Origin of the sequence: Pseudomonas sp. NBRC 111140 (assembly GCF_001320885.1) — a bacterium.
In the GTDB taxonomy this organism is placed as follows: domain Bacteria; phylum Pseudomonadota; class Gammaproteobacteria; order Pseudomonadales; family Pseudomonadaceae; genus Aquipseudomonas; species Aquipseudomonas putida_P.
In genome coordinates this window covers 18,417-39,366 of record NZ_BCBQ01000062.1, presented here as the reverse complement: position 1 = coordinate 39,366, position 20,950 = coordinate 18,417, and the positions used below count along the sequence as shown (strand labels likewise).

At 63.1% G+C, this 20,950-nt stretch carries 23 protein-coding genes; 4 read left to right on the top strand and 19 right to left on the bottom strand.

Annotated features, from left to right (window positions below):
• The first annotated feature begins 129 nt into the window (after positions 1 to 129).
• Positions 130 to 732, top strand: a complete 603-nt coding sequence (gene recR, locus APH42_RS19100; protein ID WP_012273417.1) for a recombination mediator RecR — start codon at positions 130 to 132, stop codon at positions 730 to 732.
• Positions 733 to 859: 127 nt separating this feature from the next.
• Here recR and APH42_RS19095 read toward each other — a convergent pair whose 3' ends face one another.
• From APH42_RS19095 to ccoN (APH42_RS19020), 16 genes are all read right to left on the bottom strand, one after another.
• Positions 860 to 1,408 carry an adenine phosphoribosyltransferase gene (locus tag APH42_RS19095; RefSeq protein ID WP_009683910.1) on the bottom strand — a complete coding sequence of 183 codons (549 nt, stop codon included), beginning with the start codon at positions 1,406 to 1,408 and terminating at the stop codon, positions 860 to 862.
• A 55-nt stretch (positions 1,409 to 1,463) separates the two neighbouring features.
• Positions 1,464 to 2,198, bottom strand: a complete 735-nt coding sequence (gene fnrA / locus APH42_RS19090; protein WP_012273416.1) for a Crp/Fnr family transcriptional regulator FnrA — start codon at positions 2,196 to 2,198, stop codon at positions 1,464 to 1,466.
• 186 nt (positions 2,199 to 2,384) lie between these two features.
• Positions 2,385 to 3,767, bottom strand: coding sequence for an oxygen-independent coproporphyrinogen III oxidase (gene hemN, locus APH42_RS19085; protein ID WP_012273415.1), 1,383 nt, complete (start codon positions 3,765 to 3,767; stop codon positions 2,385 to 2,387).
• 105 nt (positions 3,768 to 3,872) lie between these two features.
• Positions 3,873 to 4,556: a sulfite exporter TauE/SafE family protein gene (locus APH42_RS19080; protein ID WP_012273414.1), complete on the bottom strand. Its 684-nt coding sequence runs from the start codon at positions 4,554 to 4,556 to the stop codon at positions 3,873 to 3,875.
• Positions 4,549 to 4,764, bottom strand: coding sequence for a cbb3-type cytochrome oxidase assembly protein CcoS (gene ccoS, locus APH42_RS19075; protein ID WP_012273413.1), 216 nt, complete (start codon positions 4,762 to 4,764; stop codon positions 4,549 to 4,551). Before ccoS ends, APH42_RS19080 begins: the two co-directional genes overlap by 8 nt.
• Positions 4,743 to 7,217 carry a heavy metal translocating P-type ATPase gene (locus APH42_RS19070; protein ID WP_012273412.1) on the bottom strand — a complete coding sequence of 825 codons (2,475 nt, stop codon included), beginning with the start codon at positions 7,215 to 7,217 and terminating at the stop codon, positions 4,743 to 4,745. The genes ccoS and APH42_RS19070 overlap by 22 nt, the downstream gene beginning before the upstream one ends.
• 170 nt (positions 7,218 to 7,387) lie before the next feature.
• Positions 7,388 to 7,915, bottom strand: a complete 528-nt coding sequence (locus APH42_RS19065) for a FixH family protein (RefSeq protein WP_012273411.1) — start codon at positions 7,913 to 7,915, stop codon at positions 7,388 to 7,390.
• A gap of 15 nt (positions 7,916 to 7,930) precedes the next feature.
• Positions 7,931 to 9,346 carry a cytochrome c oxidase accessory protein CcoG gene (gene ccoG, locus APH42_RS19060; RefSeq protein WP_041166552.1) on the bottom strand — a complete coding sequence of 472 codons (1,416 nt, stop codon included), beginning with the start codon at positions 9,344 to 9,346 and terminating at the stop codon, positions 7,931 to 7,933.
• A 257-nt stretch (positions 9,347 to 9,603) separates the two neighbouring features.
• On the bottom strand, positions 9,604 to 10,581 hold the full coding sequence (gene ccoP / locus APH42_RS19055; RefSeq protein ID WP_012273409.1) for a cytochrome-c oxidase, cbb3-type subunit III: 978 nt from the start codon (positions 10,579 to 10,581) through the stop codon (positions 9,604 to 9,606).
• Positions 10,578 to 10,775 carry a CcoQ/FixQ family Cbb3-type cytochrome c oxidase assembly chaperone gene (locus APH42_RS19050; RefSeq protein ID WP_012273408.1) on the bottom strand — a complete coding sequence of 66 codons (198 nt, stop codon included), beginning with the start codon at positions 10,773 to 10,775 and terminating at the stop codon, positions 10,578 to 10,580. Before APH42_RS19050 ends, ccoP (APH42_RS19055) begins: the two co-directional genes overlap by 4 nt.
• A 5-nt stretch (positions 10,776 to 10,780) precedes the next feature.
• Complete coding sequence (gene ccoO / locus APH42_RS19045; protein ID WP_003254286.1) at positions 10,781 to 11,389, bottom strand: cytochrome-c oxidase, cbb3-type subunit II; 609 nt, start codon at positions 11,387 to 11,389, stop codon at positions 10,781 to 10,783.
• Complete coding sequence (ccoN, locus tag APH42_RS19040) at positions 11,389 to 12,831, bottom strand: cytochrome-c oxidase, cbb3-type subunit I (RefSeq protein WP_060494015.1); 1,443 nt, start codon at positions 12,829 to 12,831, stop codon at positions 11,389 to 11,391. The genes ccoO (APH42_RS19045) and ccoN (APH42_RS19040) overlap by 1 nt, the downstream gene beginning before the upstream one ends.
• Positions 12,832 to 13,192: 361 nt before the next feature.
• Complete coding sequence (gene ccoP / locus APH42_RS19035; protein WP_060494014.1) at positions 13,193 to 14,134, bottom strand: cytochrome-c oxidase, cbb3-type subunit III; 942 nt, start codon at positions 14,132 to 14,134, stop codon at positions 13,193 to 13,195.
• Positions 14,131 to 14,325: a cbb3-type cytochrome c oxidase subunit 3 gene (locus tag APH42_RS19030; RefSeq protein ID WP_012273405.1), complete on the bottom strand. Its 195-nt coding sequence runs from the start codon at positions 14,323 to 14,325 to the stop codon at positions 14,131 to 14,133. Before APH42_RS19030 ends, ccoP (APH42_RS19035) begins: the two co-directional genes overlap by 4 nt.
• A gap of 5 nt (positions 14,326 to 14,330) precedes the next feature.
• Positions 14,331 to 14,939 (bottom strand): cytochrome-c oxidase, cbb3-type subunit II, encoded by a 609-nt coding sequence (gene ccoO / locus APH42_RS19025; RefSeq protein WP_012273404.1) that lies wholly within the window; start codon positions 14,937 to 14,939, stop codon positions 14,331 to 14,333.
• Positions 14,940 to 14,952: 13 nt separating this feature from the next.
• Positions 14,953 to 16,377: a cytochrome-c oxidase, cbb3-type subunit I gene (gene ccoN, locus APH42_RS19020; RefSeq protein WP_012273403.1), complete on the bottom strand. Its 1,425-nt coding sequence runs from the start codon at positions 16,375 to 16,377 to the stop codon at positions 14,953 to 14,955.
• A gap of 50 nt (positions 16,378 to 16,427) precedes the next feature.
• On the opposite strand from ccoN (APH42_RS19020), the gene APH42_RS19015 reads away from it, so the two are divergent.
• Entirely contained in the window at positions 16,428 to 17,123 is a 696-nt protein-coding gene (locus tag APH42_RS19015; protein WP_060494013.1) for an alpha/beta family hydrolase, read from the top strand.
• Positions 17,124 to 17,265: 142 nt separating this feature from the next.
• On the opposite strand, the gene APH42_RS19010 is transcribed toward APH42_RS19015, so the two are convergent.
• Positions 17,266 to 17,550, bottom strand: a complete 285-nt coding sequence (locus APH42_RS19010; RefSeq protein ID WP_012273401.1) for a pyrimidine/purine nucleoside phosphorylase — start codon at positions 17,548 to 17,550, stop codon at positions 17,266 to 17,268.
• Positions 17,551 to 17,623: 73 nt separating this feature from the next.
• Positions 17,624 to 18,175, bottom strand: coding sequence for an exonuclease domain-containing protein (locus APH42_RS19005; RefSeq protein ID WP_012273400.1), 552 nt, complete (start codon positions 18,173 to 18,175; stop codon positions 17,624 to 17,626).
• Between the two features lie 171 nt (positions 18,176 to 18,346).
• Between APH42_RS19005 and APH42_RS19000 the strand changes: the two genes are divergently transcribed.
• Both APH42_RS19000 and APH42_RS18995 read left to right on the top strand, forming a co-directional pair.
• Entirely contained in the window at positions 18,347 to 19,147 is an 801-nt protein-coding gene (locus APH42_RS19000) for an ABC transporter substrate-binding protein (RefSeq protein WP_012273399.1), read from the top strand.
• Between the two features lie 63 nt (positions 19,148 to 19,210).
• On the top strand, positions 19,211 to 20,224 hold the full coding sequence (locus APH42_RS18995) for a GNAT family N-acetyltransferase (protein ID WP_060494012.1): 1,014 nt from the start codon (positions 19,211 to 19,213) through the stop codon (positions 20,222 to 20,224).
• A gap of 53 nt (positions 20,225 to 20,277) precedes the next feature.
• Here APH42_RS18995 and APH42_RS18990 read toward each other — a convergent pair whose 3' ends face one another.
• Positions 20,278 to 20,808 carry an RNA polymerase factor sigma-70 gene (locus APH42_RS18990; protein ID WP_012273397.1) on the bottom strand — a complete coding sequence of 177 codons (531 nt, stop codon included), beginning with the start codon at positions 20,806 to 20,808 and terminating at the stop codon, positions 20,278 to 20,280.
• Positions 20,809 to 20,950 lie beyond the last annotated feature (142 nt).

Here is a 20,950-nt window from a genome sequence, read left to right as displayed (position 1 = left end):
AAAAACCGCCACTGACACCAGTGGCGGTTTTTTTTGCAGCGGTTTCAGCCCTGGCGCGGTCTACTGATTTGACGTCACTGCCCCCCGCTGGGTATAAACCGCCTCTTATTGAATTGTCAGGCCTTTCCCATGAGCTTCAGCCCCCTCATTCGCCAACTGATCGATGGTTTGCGCATCCTCCCAGGTGTCGGCCAGAAAACCGCCCAGCGCATGGCCTTGCAGTTGCTCGAGCGAGACCGCAGCGGCGGCCTGCGCCTGGCCCAGGCGCTGACCCAGGCCATGGAGGGGGTAGGCCATTGCCGCCAGTGCCGCACCCTGACCGAGCAGGAGCTGTGCCCGCAATGCGCCGACACGCGCCGTGACGATACCCAGTTGTGCGTGGTCGAGGGGCCGACCGATGTGTATGCGGTGGAACAGACGGGCTACCGTGGCCGTTACTTCGTACTCAAGGGCCACCTGTCGCCGCTGGACGGCTTGGGGCCGGAGGCGATCGGCATTCCGCAACTGATGGCCCGCATCGAGGAGCAGGGCACCTTTACCGAGGTGATCCTGGCGACCAACCCGACGGTGGAGGGCGAGGCGACGGCGCATTACATTGCGCAGTTGTTGAGCGAGAAGGGGTTGGCGGCAACGCGGATTGCCCATGGTGTGCCGCTGGGCGGCGAGCTTGAGCTGGTGGATGGCGGGACCTTGGCCCATGCCATTGCAGGGCGCCGGCCTATTTCGCTCTGATTCAGAATTACTGGGGCCCTGTGGGAGCGGGTTTACCCGCGAACACCGGCGCAGCCGGTGCCATATACCGCGTTGGGTTCTTCGCGGGTAAACCCGCTCCCACAGGTTCAGCGTTGCCCCTGAATGCTTAATACTCGCTGAGCGAAAACTCGGTCAGGCAGAAGGTCGGCACACCCGCCGCCTGCAGCCGACGCGACCCGTCCAGCTCCGGCAAGTCAATGATCGCCGCCGCCTCGAACACCTGCGCCCCAGTACGGCGCACCAGGTTGGCTGCTGCCAGCAGTGTGCCGCCAGTCGCAATCAGGTCATCGAAGATCAGCACCGAATCGCCTTCGCACAGGCTGTCGGCATGCACTTCCAGGAAGGCTTCGCCATATTCGGTCTGGTAACCCTCGCTCAGCACGTCAGCCGGCAGCTTGCCCTGCTTGCGGAACAGGATCAGGGGCTTGTTCAACTGGTGGGCGATGATCGAACCGATCAGGAAACCACGCGCGTCCATGGCACCAATGTGGCTGAACTCAGCCTCGACATAGCGCTCGATGAACTGGTCGGCCACATAGCGAAGCCCGCGTGGCGATTGGAACAGCGGGGTGATGTCGCGGAAGATCACACCCGGTTTGGGGAAGTCCACTACCGGGCGGATCAGGGCTTTGAGGTCGAAGGCGTCGCTGTGCATTGTTGCGGGTATCCTGGGAAAACGAATGCCCAAGTATACCCGCTAAACGCCCACATCAGGCCTCGATTGCACCGCCGGCCAGCGCGCACAGCTGGATCGGGTCGAGGATATGCACTTCCTTGCCTTCGGCGCGCAGCAGGCCGTTTTGCTGGAAGCGGGTGAACACCCGCGACACGGTTTCTACCGCCAGGCCCAGGTAGTTGCCGATTTCGTTGCGCGACATGCTCAGGCGGAACTGATTGGCCGAATAGCCACGGGCGCGGAAGCGTGCCGACAGGTTGACCAGGAAGGTGGCGATACGCTCGTCGGCGGTTTTTTTCGACAGCAACAGCATCATCTGCTGGTCGTCGCGGATTTCCCGGCTCATCACCCGCATCAGCTGGCGACGTAGCTGTGGCAGTTGCACCGAAAGCTCGTCAAGCCGCTCGAACGGGATTTCGCACACCGAGGTTGTTTCCTGGGCCTGGGCCGATACCGGGTAGGCCTCGGTGTCCATGCCCGACAGGCCGACCAGTTCGCTGGGCAGGTGGAAGCCGGTGATCTGCTCTTCGCCGCTGTCGCTGAGGCTGAAGGTTTTCAGGGCGCCGGAACGTACTGCGTAGACCGAGCCGAAATTGTCACCCTGGCGGAACAGGAACTCGCCTTTCTTCAGTGGGCGGCCGCGTTTGACGATTTCATCCAGTGCGTCCATGTCTTCCAGGTTCAGGGAAAGAGGCAGGCACAGGGGGGCCAGGCTGCAATCCTTGCAATGGGCCTGGTTGTGTGGGCGCAGTTTGACTGGCTCGGACATTTGAATCGATCCTTGTGGGAAAGCACACATAAGTCGTAAGGGTAACCCACGACGCAGGGTGTAGGCCAGTGTGCGCGATGATGGTGCGCGCTGGCGAAACCCCGACAGGTCGCCTGCCGGGAGTCCTTGTACGCCCATAGTGTGCCTGGCAAGGGCAGTTGTCCATGCGGTCGAACGCCTCGGTTTTCAGATCACCCGCGAGAAACGTTGGCGGTTTTGCATCGCCAGATAGGCATCGAACACCATGCATACCGAGCGCGCCAGCAGGCGGCCAGCCGGCAGGATGCGAATGCCCTGGCTGTCCAGGCTGATCAGGCCATCGCGCTGCAAGGTCAGCAGCTCTGGCCAGAGGTCGTTGAAGTAGCCGCGAAAATCGATAGTGAAGGCCTGTTCGATCGGTTCGAAATCCAGCTCGAAATGGCAGATCAGTTGTTGGATCACCGCCCGGCGAATGCGGTCGTCGTGGTTGCACAGCAAGCCACGCTGGGTGGCCAGCTGGGCGTTGGACAGGCTGTCCTGATAGGTGTTGAGGTCGCTGCTGTTCTGGCAGTACAGCTCGCCGATCTGGCTGATCGCCGACACGCCCAGGCCGATCAGGTCGCAGTGCCCGTGAGTGGTGTAGCCCTGGAAGTTGCGCTGCAGGGTGCCTTCTTCCTGGGCGATGGCCAGTTCGTCATCCGGCAGGGCGAAGTGATCCATGCCGATGTAGCGATAGCCAGCGGCGGTCAACTGGTCGATGGTGGCGTGCAGCATCTCCAGCTTGGCGGCCGGGCTGGGCAGATCGTTGTTGTCGATGCGCCGCTGGGGCATGAAACGCTCGGGCAGGTGGGCGTAGTTGAACACCGACAGGCGGTCGGGCTGCAGGCGGATCACTTCTTCGACGGTGCGCGCAAAACCTTCCGGGGTTTGCTTGGGCAGGCCGTAGATCAAGTCCAGGTTGACCGAACGGAACTGCAGGGTGCGCGCAGCCTCGATCAGTGTACGGGTTTGTTCCAGGCTCTGCAGGCGGTTGACTGCGCGCTGCACGGCCGGGTCGAGGTCCTGCACGCCCAGGCTGACGCGGTTGAAGCCCAGCTCGCGGAGCAGGCCCATGGTCGACCAATCGGCCTCCCGCGGGTCGATCTCGATGCCATAGTCGCCGGAGTCGTCGTCCAGCAAGTGGAAGTGTTGGCGCAAGGTTGCCATCAGCTGGCGCAGTTCCACGTGGCTGAGGAAGGTCGGCGTGCCGCCGCCGAAATGCAACTGCTCAACACGCTGCTTGGGCCCCAGGTGGCAAGCGATCAACTGGATCTCCTGCTCCAGGCGCTGCAGGTACGGCGCGGCACGGGCACGGTCCTTGGTGATGACCTTGTTGCAGGCGCAGTAGTAGCAGATGTTGGCGCAGAACGGCACGTGCACGTACAGCGACAGCGGACGCACGGCCCGACGGCTCTCGCGCAGGGCGTGGAGCAGGTCGAACGAGCCCACTTCGCTGTGCAGTTGCATGGCGGTCGGGTAGGAGGTGTAGCGTGGCCCGGCCAGATCGTAGCGGCGGATCAGGTCGGTATCCCAACGAAGGTCGTCGAGCATGAGGGCGGTCCCCGGAAAGAGCAGCAGTGCACCGGAGTCTATGGCCGTCAGTAGTAATCGGTGTTGATTTGTATCAAGGGCATTGGGGCTGCGCAGCGGTGCCCGTCAATGCCCCATCAGCCAGTGTTGGTGCGGCCCGGGCAGGGTCCAGATGCCAAATAGCATCACCAGCAGCCCGCCAGCCACCCGCACGCTGCGCCGCCTCAACAACGCGTTTACCCGTTCCGCCGCCAGCCCCGTTGCCAGCAACACCGGCCAGGTGCCCACCCCGAACGCCAGCATCAACGCCGCGCTATAGCTGGCATTACCCTGGCTGGCCGCCCATAGCAGTGTGCTGTACACCAACCCGCACGGCAGCCAGCCCCACAGGGCGCCCAGCAGCAACGCCCGGGGCACGCTGGAAACCGGCAGCAAGCGCGACGCCACCGGCTGGATATGCCGCCACAGCCCGCGCCCCAGGGCTTCGATGCGGGTCAGGCCGCTCCACCAGCCGGCCAGGTACAGGCCCATGGCAATCAACAACAGCGCCGCCACCACCCGCAGCCCCAGAGCTGCCGGGCTGCTGGCCACGGCCCAGCCGGCCAGGCCCAGCAACAGGCCGGCGCTGGTATAACTGAGCACACGCCCGAGGTTGTAGGCCAGCAGCAGGCGCAGGCGCTTGCCTCGTTGTTCGGGCGGTATGGCCAGGGTCAGCGCCCCCATCAGGCCGCCGCACATACCCAGGCAGTGGCCGCCGCCCAGCAGGCCAAGGACCAGCGCCGAGCCCAGCAGGGGAAGCAGGTCAGGCACGGGGTGGTGGTTCCTTGTCGGCGTCGGCTGGGGTGTCGTCAGGTTTCACCGCTGCTTGGTGGCGAGGGTCCTGGTCGTCGAACAAGATGCTGTGGGCGGGGCTTTCAAGGTCGTCGTACTGGCCGCTGTCCACCGCCCAGAAGAAGATGTACACGGCCACGCCGACCAGCAGCAGGGCTGCGGGGATCATGACATAGAGGGCGGGCATGGCGACTTCCTCCCGGGCAAGGGGGCTTCGTGGGGCAATGAGCCCGACGCCAATGGCATGCGGGTCAGGCGCAGGGCGTTGAGCACCACGATCAGCGAACTGACCGACATGCCGATGGCGGCCCATACCGGGGTGATCCAGCCGAGCGCGGCAAACGGCAACATCAGGCCATTATACAGGGTCGCCCACAGCAGGTTCTCGAGGATGTTGCGGCGGGTGCGGCGGGCCAGGTCGAAGGCCTGCACCAGCGCCTGCAGGCGGTTGGACAGCAGCACGGCATCGGCGCTGGTCTTGGCAAGGTCGGTGGCGCTGCCCATGGCGATGCTGATGTCGGCGGCGGCCAGCACCGGCACATCGTTGACGCCGTCACCGAGCATCAGCACCTTGCACCCTTGTGCCTGCAGTGCCTTCAGCCGGTCCAGCTTGTCGTCTGGAAGCAGCCCGCCAATGGCCTGGTCGATGCCCAGTTGCGCGGCCACTTCGGCAACCATCGGCGAGCTGTCGCCCGACAACAGCAGGGTTCGCCAGCCACGTGCCTTGCAGGCCGCGAGCAGGGCCGGGGCATCGTCGCGCAGGCGGTCGTCCAGGCCGAACCAGGCCAGCGGCCCCTGGCGGTCGCCCAGCAGCAGCCACTGGCCGCGTGGCTCCGGCACGGCGGGGATTTCCGCGCCGCTCAGGGCGCAGACGAAGGTGGCTTGGCCAATGCGCAAGCGCTGGCCGTCCACCAGCCCCTCCAGGCCCAGGCCGGGCATTGTCTGCACGTCCTCGGCGGGTGTGGTGGTGCGGCCGAAGGCACGGGCGATGGGGTGTTCGGAGCGGTTTTCCAGCGCTGCGGCGAGGGCCAGGCAGCGGTCGGCTGCCTGGCTGCCGAGCGGGCGGATGCTGCGCAGGGTCAGGCGGCCTTCGGTCAGCGTGCCGGTCTTGTCGAAAATGACTGTGTCGATCTGGTTCAGGCCCTCCAGCACATGGCCACGGGTTACCAGCAGGCCGAGCTTGTGCAAGGTGCCGGTGGCTGCGGTAAGCGCGGTTGGCGTGGCCAGGGACAGCGCACAAGGGCAGGTCGCCACCAGCATCGCCAGCACGATCCAGAATGCCCGTGTCGGGTCCAGATGCCACCACCACAGCCCGATGGCCACGGCGGCCAGCAGCGAGAACAACAGGAACCACTGCGAGGCGCGGTCGGCGATTTCCGCCAGGCGCGGTTTTTCGGTCTGGGCGCGTTCCAGCAGGCGCACGATGGCAGACAACCGTGAATCGTGGCCGAGGGCTTCGACTTCCACGTTGAGGGTGCTTTCGACATTCAGCGTGCCACCGGTGACCCGTTCGCCAACCCGGCGCGGTTGCGGCAGGTATTCGCCAGTCAGCAATGATTCGTCGACGCTCGAGCGGCCTTCGACGATGCGCCCGTCGGCGGGGATTACCGCCCCAGGCAGCACTTGCACGGTGTCACCGCAGTGCAGCTCGCTGAGCAGGATGCGCTCGCTGCGGCCGATGGCGTCCAGGCGCAGGCACGAGGCTGGCAGCAGGTTGACCAGCTGCGCGGTGGCCGCAGCCGTGCGTTCGCGGGCACGTCGCTCCAAGTAGCGGCCAGTGAGCAGGAACAGGGCGAACATGCCCACCGTGTCGAAATACAGCTCGCCGCTGCCGGTGATGGCCGTCCAGATGCCGGCACCGAACGCCAGGCCAATGGCCAGTGACACCGAAACGTCCATGGTCAGGTGACGGGTGCGCAGGTCGCGCGCTGCGCCCTTGAAGAACGGTGCGCAGCTGTAGAACACGATGGGGATGGTCAGGAACAGTGCCACCCAGCGCAGGATGGTGTGCAGCTCGGGCGACAGGTCGATGTTGAATTCCGGCCAGGTGGCCATGGTTGCCATCATCGCCTGGAACCACAAAAGCCCGGCCACGCCCAGGCGGCGCAGGGCGCTGCGGTTCTCTTGGGCCAACTGTTCGGCGGCCTTGTCGGGCTGGTAGGGGTGGGCGGCGTAACCGATCTGGCGCAACTCGGCGAGCAGGCGCGAGAGCGGCAGTTGCTTGTCGTCCCAGCTCAGCAGCAGACGGTGGTTGGACAGGTTCAGGCGCGCCTCGGCGACGCCGGGCAGGTTGCGCAGGTGCTTTTCGATCAGCCAGCCACAGGCAGCACAGCTGATCCCCTCGATCAGTAGGGTGGTTTCGGCCAGCTCGCCCTGGTGACGGACGAAGGTTTGCTGCACGTCGCTACGGTCGTACAGGGCCAGTTCGTCCTGCAACTGCCTGGGCAGGGCCTCGGGGTTGGCGCTGTTGTCACTGCGGTGCTGGTAGTAGTGCTCCAGGCCGCCGGCGACGATCGACTCAGCCACCGCCTGGCAGCCGGGGCAGCAGAACGCCCGGGGCTCGCCGAGCACCACGGCGGTAAAGCGGCTGCCGGCCGGGACGGGCAGGGCGCAGTGGTAGCAGGGGGTGGGCTGGGTCATTGCATCATTGCCTTACACATATCGGCGCGGTTGACGCGCTCCCCTGTAGGAGCGGCCTTGTGTCGCGAAAGGGTCGCGAAGCGGCCCCACGATTTCAGCTTCGTCGCATAGATTGCCGGGGCTGCTGCGCAGCCCTTTCGGACCGGTCCGACGCTTCGGCAAGGCCGCTCCTACAGGTGCTCGGCGCCTTGGATGGCTTCATCACCCAGTTGCAATGTAACCCCGTGTTCGACTTTTTCCTCTTCGAACAAGCGCCACACCTGGCCACCTTCACTCCCCAGCAGCTCGACGAAGCGGCGCCCGTCGACCTTGTCTTCCAGTTGCCCTACATAGCGCCCCGCTTCGACCCGGCTCAGCAGCACCTTGCGGTCTTTCTCCGGCTGGGTGGGCGAAATCAGGTTCAACTCCAGGCTTTGCGGGCCACTGTTGCCGCTCAGGCGCAGGTCCACTTCGCCAGTCAGCTCGTCCAGGTGCACGCTGGCCTTCAGTCCCAGTTGCTGCGCAAGCAGCTCGCGGTCCAGTGAACGGTTGATGCCCTTGCCGGCCTCGTAGTAGTTGTCGTTCACCAGGTTGTCCGGATTGCGTACGGCGATGCTGACCATGGTCAGGCTCAGGCACACCGAGGTGGTGAGGATGCCGATGATGATCCAGGGCCAGAGGTGCTTGTACCAGGGGCTGGCGGCGGTGGCGGCAGGCATTGTGCGTTATCTCTCTTAGCGGATCTGTGGGCCGATGAAGCGGCTCTTGGCTTCAACCTGGGCGTCGCTGTCGTCGGCGCTCTTGAGGATGAAGGTGATTTCGTTGGTGGTCGAGGGCAGCTTCTCGGGGGCGATCGACAGCTGCACCGGCAGGCTGACGATATCACCAGCGGCCACGCGGATTTCGCGCTGGCCTTCGAGCTTGAGGTCCGGCAGGCCGGCAGCGTCCAGTACGTAGACGTGGTCGCGCTGGTCCTTGTTCATCACCTTCAGGCTGTACACGTTCTCGATCCGGCCCTGGGCGTTTTCGCGGTACAGTACGCGGTCTTTGCTGACGTCGAAACCAACCAGCGAACGGGTGGCGAAGGCGGTGGCCAGGCCGATGATCATCACCAGCAGCACCACGGCATAACCAATCAGGCGCGGGCGCAACATGTGAGTCTTCTGCCCGGACAAGTTGTGTTCGGTGGTATAGCTGATCAGCCCTTTGGGGTAATTCATCTTCTCCATGATGCTGTCGCAGGCGTCGATGCACGCGGCGCAGCCGATGCACTCGATCTGCAGGCCATCACGGATGTCGATGCCGGTGGGGCAGACTTGTACGCACATGGTGCAATCGATGCAGTCGCCCAGGCCTTGGGCCTTGTAGTCGGCGTCTTTTTTACGCGGCCCACGGGTTTCACCACGGCGCGGGTCGTAGGACACGATCAGCGTGTCCTTGTCGAACATCACGCTCTGGAAGCGTGCGTAGGGGCACATGTACACGCACACCTGCTCGCGCAGCCAGCCGGCATTGCCGTAGGTGGCAAGGGTGAAGAAACCGACCCAGAAATACGCCCAGCCATCGGCCTGGCCAGTGAAGAACTCGATCACCAGTTCACGGATGGGCGAGAAGTAGCCGACGAAGGTCATGCCGGTGACGAAACCGATCAGCAGCCAAAGGCTGTGCTTGGCGAACTTGCGCAGGAACTTGTTGCCGCTCATGGGGGCTTTGTCGAGCTTCATGCGCTGGTTGCGGTCGCCCTCGGTGACCTTTTCGCACCACATGAAAATCCACGTCCACACGCTTTGCGGGCAGGTGTAGCCGCACCAGACGCGGCCTGCGTACACGGTGACGAAGAACAGGCCGAAGGCGGCGACGATCAGGATGCCTGACAGCAGGATGAAGTCCTGCGGCCAGATAGTGGCGCCGAAGATGTAGAACTTGCGTTCTGGCAGGTTCCACCACACGGCCTGGTGGCCGCCCCAGTTCAGCCACACGGTGCCGAAGTACAGCAGAAACAGTGCAGCACCGCCGACCATGCGCAGGCGACGGAACAAGCCGGTAAAGGCGCGGGTGTAGATTTTTTCGCGGGAGGCGTAGAGGTCGACGGAATCCTTCCCTTTGTTGGCAGGCGGGGTTACATCATGTACCGGAATTTGCTTGCTCATCATCAAGTCCCACGGCAGTGGAGAAATGCCGCGGCCAGTGCGTGCCGGCCGCAGTCTCGCGCAATCTGCTAGCGCTCTGCGGTCCATGATACGCCGCTGTTGGCGGTATGGGGTCGCACTGCGACCTTTAGTCGCGTTGGGTTCGTGGTATGAATCGTGTTATGGCGGGTGTCAATTGATCCAGGTCATCAGCCTGCAAGAAATGCGTGGCTGTACCGGCCTCTTCGCGGCTTCAGCCGCGAAGAGGCCGAGCCTGCTTACTCAGCCTTGGCCGGTTCGGCCTGGTGCGACAGGCTGTAAACATAAGCCGCCAGCAAGTGCACCTTGTCATTACCCTGCAGTTGCTCCTGGGCCGGCATCTGCCCTTGGCGACCATAACGAATGGTTTGCTGCAGCTGTGCAAAGCTCGAACCGTAGATGAACGCTTGCGGGTGGGTCAGGTTCGGCGCGCCCATGGCGGGTGTACCTTTGCCTTCCGGCCCGTGGCAGGCCACGCAGTTGGCGGCGAAGATCTTTTGCCCGTTCTCGGCATCGGCCTTGGCGCCTTCCGGCAGCGTGCGCCCATCCAGCTTGCTGACCACGAACGCCGCCACGTCAGCCACACCCTGGTCGCCGATCACCTCGGCCCAGGCTGGCATCACGCCATGGCGGCCGCCCATGATGGTGGTTTTGATGGTGTCTGGCTCGCCACCCCAGCGCCAGTCGTTATCGGTCAGGTTGGGGAAGCCGAAGGCACCCTTGGCGTCGGAACCGTGGCACACCGAGCAGTTCGAGGCGAACAAGCGCGCGCCCATTTTCAGGGCCTGCGGGTCCTTGGCCACGTCCTCGATGGGCATGGCGGCGAACTTGGCGAAGATCGGCCCGAAACGGGCGTCGGCCTTGGCCATTTCCTTTTCCCACTCGTGCACGCCGGTCCAGCCTGGCTGGCCATTGGAAAACTCGGTCTGCTTGTCGTTATCCAGGTACGAGTAACCCGGCAGAATGCCTTTCCAGTTGCCCAGGCCTGGGTACAGCACCAGATAGCCGAGGGCGAAGACGATGGTGCCGACGAACAGCCAGAACCACCATTTGGGTAGCGGGTTGTCGTACTCCTCGATGCCATCGAAGGCATGCCCGACGGTTTCGTCGGTAACCTCTTCGCGCTGGCCCTTGCGGGTCGACAGCAGCAGCCAGGTCAACGAGAAGATGGTGCCCAGGGTCAGGACGGTAACGTACAGACTCCAGAAGGTTGTCATTGTTGTTTGCTCCCAGAAGCTTTTGCGTGCTCTTGCTCGACGTGGCGGCAGGCCTCGGGGTCATCCGCGAAGGGCAGTTGGGTCGCTTCGTCGAAGTCCTTTTTACGCCGTGGGTTGAATACCCACAGCGCCAGGCCCACGAAGGCCACCATCACCACGACGGTGCCCAGGCCGCGAATCATCCCGATATCCATCAGCGTCACCGTTTGCTCTTGATGATGGTGCCAAGACCCTGCAGGTACGCGACGATGGCGTCCATTTCGGTCTTGCCCTTGACCGCGTCACGCGCGCCGGCAATGTCGGCGTCGGTGTACGGGGTGCCGAGTGTGCGCAGCACTTCCATCTTTTTCGCGGTGTCCTTGCCGTCGAGCTTGTTCTCGACCAGCCACGGGTAGGACGGCATCTTCGATTCCGGTACCACGTTGCGCGGGTTGTACAGGTGCGCACGGTGCCAGTCATCGGAGTAGCGGCCACCGACACGGGCCAGGTCCGGCCCGGTACGCTTGGAGCCCCACAGGAACGGGTGGTCCCACACGCTCTCGCCAGCCACCGAGTAGTGGCCGTAGCGCTCGGTTTCGGCGCGGAACGGGCGGATCATCTGCGAGTGGCAGCCCACGCAGCCTTCGCGGATGTAGATATCGCGGCCTTCCAGCTCCAACGCAGTGCGTGGCTTCATGCCCTCGACCGGCTTGTTGGTGACGTCCTGGAAAAACAGCGGGACGATCTGGGTCAGGCCACCGACGCTCACGGCGATGACCATGAAGAAGGCCAGCAGGCCTATGTTCTTCTCGACGGCTTCATGCTTCATCAGTGCGCTCCCACAACGACGATCTTGGCGGCTTCCTCAGCCTGTGCCGGGTTGGCGGCACGTACGGTACGGAACACGTTGTAGGCCATCAGCAGCATGCCGCTGGCGAAGAACGCACCGCCCAGGGCGCGGACGATATAGCCAGGGTGGCTGGCCTGCAGGGCTTCGACGAAGGAGTAGGTGAGGGTGCCGTCATCGTTGATGGCGCGCCACATCAGGCCTTGGGTAATGCCGTTGACCCACATCGAGGCGATGTACAGCACGGTGCCGATGGTGGCCAGCCAGAAGTGCGCGTTGATCAAGCCGACGCTGTGCATCTGCTCGCGGCCGTAGAGTTTCGGGATCATGTGGTACACGGCGCCGATCGAGATCATTGCCACCCAGCCGAGGGCGCCGGCGTGGACGTGGCCGATGGTCCAGTCGGTGTAGTGCGACAGCGAGTTCACGGTCTTGATGGCCATCATCGGGCCTTCGAAGGTGGACATGCCGTAGAACGCCAGCGAAACCACCAGGAAGCGCAGGATCGGGTCGGTGCGCAGTTTGTGCCAGGCACCGGACAGGGTCATCATGCCGTTGATCATGCCACCCCAGCTTGGCGCCAGCAGGATGATCGACATCACCATGCCCAGCGACTGCGCCCAGTCAGGCAGGGCGGTGTAGTGCAGGTGGTGAGGGCCTGCCCAGATGTACAGGGTGATCAGTGCCCAGAAGTGCACGATCGACAGGCGATACGAGTAGATCGGCCGCTCGGCCTGCTTGGGCACGAAGTAGTACATCATCCCCAGGAAGCCAGTGGTGAGGAAGAAGCCCACGGCGTTGTGGCCGTACCACCACTGGATCATTGCGTCGGTGGCGCCAGAGTAGGCCGAGTACGACTTGAACAGGCTCACCGGCAGCGAGATGTGGTTGACGATGTGCAGCATCGCGGTGACCACGATGAAGGCGCCGTAGAACCAGTTGCCGACGTAGATGTGCTTGGTCTTGCGCTTGACGATGGTGCCGAAGAACACCAACCCGTAGGTTACCCAGACGATGGCCAGCAGGATCGCCAGCGGCCATTCGAGCTCGGCGTATTCCTTGGTGGTGGTGTAGCCCATCGGCAGGGTGATCAGCGCGCCGACGATCACTGCCTGCCAACCCCAGAAGGTGAAGGCGGCCATGCTGTCGGAGATCAGCCGGGTCTGGCAGGTGCGCTGCACCACGTAGTAGCTGGTGCCGAACAGCGCACAGCCCCCGAAGGCGAAGATCACCAGGTTGGTGTGCAGTGGGCGCAGGCGGCCGAAGCTGGTCCAGGGCAGGTCCAGGTTCAGTTGCGGCCATACCAGCTGCGAGGCGATGAAGACGCCGAGGCCCATGCCAAGGATCCCCCAGACCACCGTCATGATGGCGAACTGGCGGACGACCTTATAGTTATAAGCAGTCGGACTGATTGCTGTGCTCATTCTAAGGTTCCACGGTTTTGATGTTCTTGTTGGTCGAAAAATCGGCGCCAGTATTGATAACCAGCAAGGTTACCGCAACGCAACTTTGGTACGCCGACCCGTGTCCGAGCCCGTTCACTGATGTCCCGCAGCGATCGGGTCCGGACGATTGTACACAAATAAATATTTGTAATGTGTACCGTTTTTCACCTTTTTCTGATCGATCGGTCAAGCTTTTTATCGGGACGGCGACAGGCTATGCGCCGCGTCTGCTTCGGTCCTTTCGGCGCGAAGCCCACTGAGGCAACAAGCTTAGTTGTGTTCGGAGGGGGTGCAAGGGAGGGGGTGGAGCGGAAAGGGGCCGCAAAGCGGCCCCAGGGTATTACTTGGCAGTCACGGTTTCAGCAGCATCATCCTGCGACAGGCTATACACATACGCCGCCAGCAGGTGCACCTTGTCGTTGCCCTGGATCTCGGCCTGCGCCGGCATCTGCCCTTGGCGACCATAACGAACGGTCTGCTGCAGCTGGGCAAAGCTCGAGCCGTAGATGAACGCCTGCGGGTGGGTCAGGTCGGGTGCGCCCATGGCTGGGGTGCCCTTGCCTTCCGGCCCGTGGCAGGCCACGCAGTTGCTGGCAAAGATTTCCTTGCCCTTGGCCGCGTCGGCCTTGATCCCTTCTGGCAGGGTGCGGCCATCCAGGTTGGTCAGCACGAACGCGGCCACATCGGCCACGCCCTGCTCGCCGATCACTTCAGCCCAGGCCGGCATCACGCCGTGGCGGCCGTTCATGATCGAAGCCTTGATGGTTTCCGGCTCGCCGCCCCAGCGCCAGTCCTTGTCGGTGAGGTTGGGGAAGCCGTAGGCACCCTTGGCGTCCGAGCCGTGGCACACCGAGCAGTTGGAGGCAAACAGGCGGCTGCCCATTTTCAGCGCCTGCGGGTCCTTGGCCACTTCTTCCACGGGCATGGCGGCGTACTTGGCGAAGATGGGGCCGAACTTGGCATCAGCCTTGTCCATTTCCTTTTGCCATTCGTTGACGCCGGTCCAGCCATTTTCATAGCCAGGCAGGATGCCTTTCCAATTGCCCAGGCCGGGGTAGAGGATCAGGTAACCGACCGAGAACACCAAGGTGCCGACGAACAACCAGAACCACCACTTGGGCAGCGGGTTGTCGTACTCCTCGATACCGTCGAAGCTGTGGCCCATGGTTTGGTCGGTGGTGTTTTTGCTCTCGCCCTTGCGGGTGGCGAGCAGCAGCCAGGTCAGGCCAATCAGGCTACCGATGGTCAGTACGCTGATGTACGTACTCCAGAAGGTGGTCATTGCCCGTTACTCCTTTTTGCAGCAGGTTCCTGTCCGGCAGGGGGCAGGTGGTCGTCGACGAAGGGCAGCAGGCGCGCTTCGGCGAAATCACGGTCGCGGCGGCGGTTGAACACCCACAGGGAGAGGCCGATGAAGGCGATCATCACCACCAGGGTACCCAGGCCGCGGATCATGCCGATGTCCATATGCATCGCACTCACCTCTTGTTCTTGATCGCGGTGCCGAGCACCTGCAGGTAGGCGACCAGCGCGTCCATCTCGGTCTTGCCCTTGACTGCGTCACGGGCGCCGGCGATGTCGGCGTCGGTGTACGGCACGCCCAGGGTGCGCAAGGTGCGCATCTTGACGTCGGTGTGGCTGTTGTCGACCTGCTGGGCGACCAGCCACGGGTACGACGGCATCTTCGACTCCGGCACTACGTTGCGCGGGTTGTACAGGTGCGCACGGTGCCAATCGTCCGAGTAGCGGCCGCCGACCCGGGCCAGGTCCGGCCCGGTGCGCTTGGAACCCCACAGGAACGGGTGGTCCCACACGCTCTCGCCGGCCACCGAGTAGTGGCCGTAGCGCTCGGTTTCGGCGCGGAACGGGCGGATCATCTGCGAATGGCAACCCACGCAGCCTTCGCGGATGTAGATGTCGCGGCCTTCCAGCTGCAGTGCGGTGTAGGGCTTCATGCCTTCCACCGGCTTGTTGGTGACGTCCTGGAAGAACAGCGGGACGATCTGGGTCAGGCCGCCGATACTGACGGCGAACACCATCAGCAGGGCCATCAGGCCGACGTTTTTCTCGATGACTTCATGTTTCATCAGGCGTTTCTCCTCAAGCCAACTGGGCGTTCGCAGGGGCGACGTCAAGCGCTGGCGAACGCACGGTGCGCCAGGTGTTCCAGGCCATCAGGAACATGCCGCTGAGGAAGATCGCACCGCCGACGAAGCGCACGACGAAGCCTGGGTGGCTGGCTACCAGGGTTTCCACGAACGAGTAGGTGAGCGTGCCGTCGCTGTTGACCGCGCGCCACATCAGGCCCTGGGCGATGCCGTTGACCCACATCGAGGCGATGTACAGCACGGTGCCGATGGTGGCCAGCCAGAAGTGCGCGTTGATCAGGCCGAGGCTGTACATGCGCTCTTTGCCGAACACTTTCGGGATGGTGTGATACAGCGCACCGATCGAGATCATGGCGACCCAGCCGAGGGCGCCAGCGTGCACGTGGCCGATGGTCCAGTCGGTGTAGTGGGACAGGGCGTTGACCGTCTTGATGGCCATCATCGGGCCTTCGAAGGTGGACATGCCGTAGAACGCCAGCGAAACGACCAGGAAGCGCAGGATCGGGTCGCTGCGCAGTTTGTGCCAGGCGCCCGACAGGGTCATCATGCCGTTGATCATGCCGCCCCAGCTCGGTGCCAGCAGGATCAGCGACATCACCATGCCCAGCGACTGTGCCCAGTCGGGGAGGGCGGTGTAGTGCAGGTGGTGGGGGCCTGCCCAGATGTACAGGGTGATCAGTGCCCAGAAGTGCACGATCGACAGGCGATAGGAATACACCGGGCGTTCGGCCTGTTTGGGCACGTAGTAGTACATCATCCCCAGGAAGCCTGCGGTCAGGAAGAAGCCCACCGCGTTGTGGCCGTACCACCACTGCACCATGGCGTCGGTGGCGCCGGCGTAGACCGAGTACGACTTGGTCAGGCTGACGGGCAGTTCCAGGTTGTTGACGATGTGCAGCAGCGCCACGGTGAGGATGAAGGCGCCGAAGAACCAGTTACCTACGTAGATGTGCTTGGTGTTGCGCTTCATCAGCGTGCCGAAGAACACGATGGCGTAGCCCACCCAGACGATGGTGATCAGGATATCGATCGGCCATTCCAGTTCGGCGTATTCCTTGGAGCTGGTGTAGCCAAGCGGCAGGCTGATGGCCGCCAGCACAATCACCAGTTGCCAGCCCCAGAAGGTGAACGCGGCCAGGCCCGGTGCGAACAGGGTGGTCTGGCAGGTGCGTTGCACCGAATAATAGGAGGTGGCAAACAGCGCACAGCCGCCGAACGCGAAGATCACCGCATTGGTATGCAGGGGGCGCAGGCGGCCGAAGCTGGTCCAGGGGAGGTCGAAGTTGAGGGAAGGCCAGGCGAGCTGGGCGGCGATGAAGACGCCGAGCCCCATCCCGACGATTCCCCACACCACCGTCATGATGGCGAATTGGCGGACCACCTTGTAGTTATAGGCGGTACTGCTGGTTGTGTTCATGTATGGGTTCCCATCCACGGTTATTTGGCAGGCTTTACAGCGAGGCAAGCATGATTAATGGGCAAAGTGCCGGTATTGACGGGGATCAATGGGCGAAGGTCGCAAATGTCCCAGGCTTGCGCTGCGATCCTCCGCGCGTTCAGGGTAAAGACGGCTACAAGGGCTGCCTGATCCTGGCCCATGGCGCGGGCGCGCCGATGGACAGCGGGTTCATGGACGACATGGCGCAAAGGCTTGCGGCACTTGGGGTTGCGGTAGTGCGCTTCGAGTTCCCGTACATGGCCGAGCGCAGGGTTACCGGCGGCAAGCGGCCGCCCAACCCACAGAAGGTGTTGCTGGAATGCTGGCGCGAGGTGTACCGGCAGGTGCGACCTTTGGTCGCGGGCAAGCTGGCCGTGGGCGGCAAGTCCATGGGTGGGCGCATGGCGAGCCTGTTGGCCGACGAGTTGGGCACGGACGCGCTGGTGTGCCTGGGCTATCCGTTCTACGCGGTGGGTAAACCCGAAAAGCCACGGGTGGAGCATTTGGCAGCGTTGAAGACCCCGACCTTGATCGTGCAGGGCGAGCGGGATGCGTTGGGTAACCGCGAGGCGGTGGCGGGGTATGCGTTGTCGCCGGCGATCGAGGTGAGCTGGCTAGTGGCGGGGGACCATGACCTGAAGCCGTTGAAGGCCTCGGGGTTCAGCCATGAGCAGCATTTGCAGGCGGCGGCGCAGCGAGTGGCCAGTTTCTTGGCAGGCATATGACGTGTAGGAGCGGCCTTGTGTCGCGAAAGGGCTGCGAAGCGGCCCCAGGTTTTCAGCTTCGCAGCGTAAATTGCCGGGGCCGCTGTGCGGCCCTATCGCGACACAAGGCCGCTCCTACAACGAGCGTGCCAATAGCGAACAGTTAGTCGCGGTACTCGCACAGGTAGGCGGTATCGACTTTCACCTTCAGCTGGAACTTGCTGTCGGCGGCAACATTGAACTTGTCGCCCGCGTTGAAGGTTTCCCAGTTGTCGCTACCCGGCAGTTTCACGGTCAGCGCGCCCGATACCACGTGCATGATCTCGCGCTTGGCAGTGCCGAACTCGTATTCGCCCGGGGCCATGACGCCGACAGTGGCGGGGCCTTCTTCGCCCGCGAATGCGATCGACTTGACGGTGCCGTTGAAGTACTCGTTGACCTGGAACATGGGCGACTCCTGAAGAGGGGGATGAAAAAGGGCTGGCCAGTATGCCCAAGCCCACAGGCCTCGTCATCTGCTTTCAGGGGCTGTTGGCGGGTAGGGTCAACGGTAGTAGCCGCGCCGTGTTGCGCGCATCTTCCAGGGCCCGGTGCTGCTGCCCGCAAAAGTGCATGCCGGCCAGTTGCAGGGCGCCGTTCAGGCCGGTTGGGCGCTGCAAGTGGCGGGCCTTGGCAAAGCGTTGCTTGAGGTTGATGTGCGGCAATGTGCGCAGCAGGCTGTCGAGCCCATGCTGTTGCCATTCCTGGTGCAACTGCTGGCGGTCGTAGTCGCCCCAGCTGACCCAGGCCTGAAGCTGCCCACGGTGGTGTCCGAGCCATCGCTCGACGTTTGCCCATACCTCGCGAAACGGCGCGGCACTGTCCACGTCTGCCTGGCTGATGTGGGTCAGCTCACGGCAGAAAGGGGTCAGTTGCGGCCGCCGCCGTGGCCTGACGAAACGCTGAAAATGGTCGACCTCGCGGCCTTCGCGGGTGACCAGGCTTGCACCGATTTCAATGATTTCCATCTCTGTGACCGGCCAACCACCTTCATCGGTGGTGGCTTCCAGGTCGATCACCAACCAATGGCCCATACCAGGCTCCCTTGCAGATCCTGCTAGAGCGTAGCCAAACTCAAGGCATCCGGCACCCTATGGCATTTTGCCGCCTGCTTTGGCACAAAGAGCGGGCGCCAGCAGTTGTGCCGCACCCGGAAAACGCCTAGCTTAAGCGGACCCAGGCATGAACCGTGATGAGTGTCCGTCTTGACTCCAGCGCCCGGCCTAAAGGCCTTGTCCACCCTGATCCAGCTGGCCGTGTTCGGGTTGGCGGCACCAGCATGGGCTGCCGATGCTGTCGAGGTGAAGATTGGCGCGGCGCATTTCCCGCCCTACACGGTGCGCCCCGAACAGGGGGCCGACACCGGCCTGCTGCCACAGCTGGTCGACGCGCTCAACCGCTTGCAGCAGGGTTATCACTTTGTCCTGGTGCCCACGTCCATCCAGCGGCGGTTTGGTGACTTCCAGCAAGGCCGCACCGACATGGCGATTTTCGAAAACCCGCAATGGGGCTGGGAGCAGATTGCCCACCAAACCGTGGACATGGGCTTGGAGGACGCCGAAGTGTTCGTCGCCCGCCAGGCCAATGGCAGCGACCCGCATTACTTCGATGACCTGCGCGGCAAACGCCTGGCACTGTTCAATGGCTACCACTACGCCTTCGCCAGCTTCAACCCCGACCCGGACTACCTGCGCAAGACGTACAACGCGACCCTGACCTATTCCCACGACAGCAACCTGCTGATGGTGCAGGCGGGCCGCGCCGATATCGCCCTGGTCACGCGCTCCTACCTCAGCGATTTCCTCGCGCGCAACCCAGCGAGCAAGGCGCAGTTGGTGCCTTCGCAACGCATTGACCAGGTTTATCACCACTACGCCTTGCTGCGCCCGGGAGCGCCTATTGGCGAGCAATCGTTCGCCGGCCTGCTGCGTGACCTGCGTAACAGCGGTGAACTGGCGCGGATCTTCGAGCCCTACCGCATCACGGTCACGGCCCCCAGCGACTAAATTCACGCAACGCGGCAACGTTCTCAGCAGTGAGCCTTTTCTTCATTTTCGTGAGTCAAGCCCATGCCGTTCGATGCCGCTTCGCAGCCCCAGTCACCGCCACGTTGGCGCAGTCTCAGTGCCGAGGAGGGTGACCGCTGGCTGAGCCTCACCCTTGAAGGCCGCCCGCTGATCCAAGTGCACCTCGAGGCGGGCGCCACCCTGCACGTCCACCTTGATCGGCTGTGCCCCGAGCGCCCGTATCAAGCCTTGTGGGCGGCCTGCTATTGGTTGCTGTCCCGCGACACGGCCTGCCAGCGCCTGGTCTGGCATTTGCCCGAGGTGCAGCCCCAGGCGCTGGCCAGTGGCTTGTTGTTGCTGGCTGAGCAGCCCGGCCAGTACCTGTGCGAGCGGGCGCTGTTCTGGCAGTTGCCACAGCCTTGGCTGGGTGAGTCGGTGGCGGCGGTGTACCCGCAGCAGATGCAGATCAGCAATGGCAAGCGCCACCCGCGCCGCGCACCTAAGCCCCGTGGCGAGGTATACCGGCGCTTCGATGCACGCCTGGGTAGCTGGGTGTCGCTGCGCACGCTGGAGATCGAACACGACCTGGAACGCTTCAACCGCTGGCAGAACAACCCGCGTGTGGAGGCGTTCTGGCAGGAAGGTGGCACCCTTGCACAACATCATGAGTACCTGAGCAAGCTCGAAGCCGACCCGCATACCCTGACGCTGATTGGCTGCTTCGATGATGAGCCGTTTGCCTACTTCGAGGCGTACTGGGCAAAGGAAGACCGCATTGCACCGTTTTACCCGGTCGATGACTACGACCGTGGTATCCATATGCTGGTGGGGGAAGAGAGCCATCGAGGGCCGCACAAGGTGGCCAGCTGGCTATCGGCGCTGGTGCACTACCTGTTCCTGGATGACCCGCGCACCCAGCGGGTGGTAGCCGAGCCGCGCGCAGACAACGGCAAGATGATCGGCTACATGCACGACCAGTGCTTCCATTGCGACAAGGCGTTCGACTTCCCGCACAAGCGGGCGGCGCTGATGATTCTGGGGCGGGAGCGGTTTTTCGATCGTTGCAAGCTGGCTTGATACCGAGATGGACTCTTCGCGGGCATGCCCGCGAAGAAGAAAACCCTGTTTGATCAGGCCTGCCGATTGGCGGTCTTGCGGCAGTGCACCAGCGCATCGCGGATCATGAAGTTGACCAGTGTCGGCGACACGCCCAGCTCCTTGGCAATGTCTTTCTGCGGCACGCCATGCAGGCGATACATCTCGAACGCATAGCGGGTACGCTGCGGCAGTTCGTTCAGCGCCTCGGCAATGTCGTCCAGCGCGGCAAGGTTGATGTGGGTCGCTTCGGGCGAGGCGTTCTGGATGACCACATTCAGGCCTTCCTCCTCGGTGCCGGAGTACTTCAGCTCCATCGCCTGCTTGCGGTAATGGTCAATGGCCAGGTTGCGCACGATCTGGAACAAGTAGCTCAGCTGCGCCTTGAAAGACGATGTGATCTGCGGGGCGGCGCTGAGCCGAAAGAAGGCGTCCTGCACCACATCTTCGGCACGCGAGCGGCAGCCGGTGATGCGTGCGGCGATCTTGACCAGGATGCTGCGGTTGTCGACGAAGGCCTGCAGTAATGGTGAATCGCACTTACTTGTGGATAGTTGTTCCGCCATGGAAATCACCTTGTCACAGAGGGGAAAGGAAGCACCCAAAAGTAGGAAGCTTCCTACGACGTGCGACAAACTATTCAGAATGATAATGATTGTCAAATACGAAACGTAATTAGTATCTGTATCTTTCAATTCTAAGGCCGCC

Coding starts and splice junctions, on each gene's coding strand:
- APH42_RS19030 (WP_012273405.1), bottom strand. CDS start 14,325: ATGCATATGGACATCGGCATGATCCGCGGCCTGGGTACCCTGGTGGTG.
- ccoP (WP_012273409.1), bottom strand. CDS start 10,581: ATGACAACCTTCTGGAGTCTGTACGTTACCGTCCTGACCCTGGGCACC.
- ccoO (WP_012273404.1), bottom strand. CDS start 14,939: ATGAAACATGAAGTCATCGAGAAAAACGTCGGCCTGATGGCCCTGCTG.
- fnrA (WP_012273416.1), bottom strand. CDS start 2,198: ATGTCCGAGCCAGTCAAACTGCGCCCACACAACCAGGCCCATTGCAAG.
- ccoG (WP_041166552.1), bottom strand. CDS start 9,346: ATGAGCAAGCAAATTCCGGTACATGATGTAACCCCGCCTGCCAACAAA.
- APH42_RS19050 (WP_012273408.1), bottom strand. CDS start 10,775: ATGGATATCGGGATGATTCGCGGCCTGGGCACCGTCGTGGTGATGGTG.
- hemN (WP_012273415.1), bottom strand. CDS start 3,767: ATGCTCGACGACCTTCGTTGGGATACCGACCTGATCCGCCGCTACGAT.
- APH42_RS18995 (WP_060494012.1), top strand. CDS start 19,211: ATGCCGTTCGATGCCGCTTCGCAGCCCCAGTCACCGCCACGTTGGCGC.
- recR (WP_012273417.1), top strand. CDS start 130: ATGAGCTTCAGCCCCCTCATTCGCCAACTGATCGATGGTTTGCGCATC.
- APH42_RS19065 (WP_012273411.1), bottom strand. CDS start 7,915: ATGCCTGCCGCCACCGCCGCCAGCCCCTGGTACAAGCACCTCTGGCCC.
- ccoN (WP_060494015.1), bottom strand. CDS start 12,831: ATGAGCACAGCAATCAGTCCGACTGCTTATAACTATAAGGTCGTCCGC.
- APH42_RS18990 (WP_012273397.1), bottom strand. CDS start 20,808: ATGGCGGAACAACTATCCACAAGTAAGTGCGATTCACCATTACTGCAG.
- APH42_RS19095 (WP_009683910.1), bottom strand. CDS start 1,408: ATGCACAGCGACGCCTTCGACCTCAAAGCCCTGATCCGCCCGGTAGTG.
- ccoP (WP_060494014.1), bottom strand. CDS start 14,134: ATGACCACCTTCTGGAGTACGTACATCAGCGTACTGACCATCGGTAGC.
- APH42_RS19005 (WP_012273400.1), bottom strand. CDS start 18,175: ATGGGCCATTGGTTGGTGATCGACCTGGAAGCCACCACCGATGAAGGT.
- ccoN (WP_012273403.1), bottom strand. CDS start 16,377: ATGAACACAACCAGCAGTACCGCCTATAACTACAAGGTGGTCCGCCAA.
- APH42_RS19070 (WP_012273412.1), bottom strand. CDS start 7,217: ATGACCCAGCCCACCCCCTGCTACCACTGCGCCCTGCCCGTCCCGGCC.
- APH42_RS19015 (WP_060494013.1), top strand. CDS start 16,428: ATGATTAATGGGCAAAGTGCCGGTATTGACGGGGATCAATGGGCGAAG.
- ccoO (WP_003254286.1), bottom strand. CDS start 11,389: ATGAAGCATGAAGCCGTCGAGAAGAACATAGGCCTGCTGGCCTTCTTC.
- APH42_RS19010 (WP_012273401.1), bottom strand. CDS start 17,550: ATGTTCCAGGTCAACGAGTACTTCAACGGCACCGTCAAGTCGATCGCA.
- ccoS (WP_012273413.1), bottom strand. CDS start 4,764: ATGCCCGCCCTCTATGTCATGATCCCCGCAGCCCTGCTGCTGGTCGGC.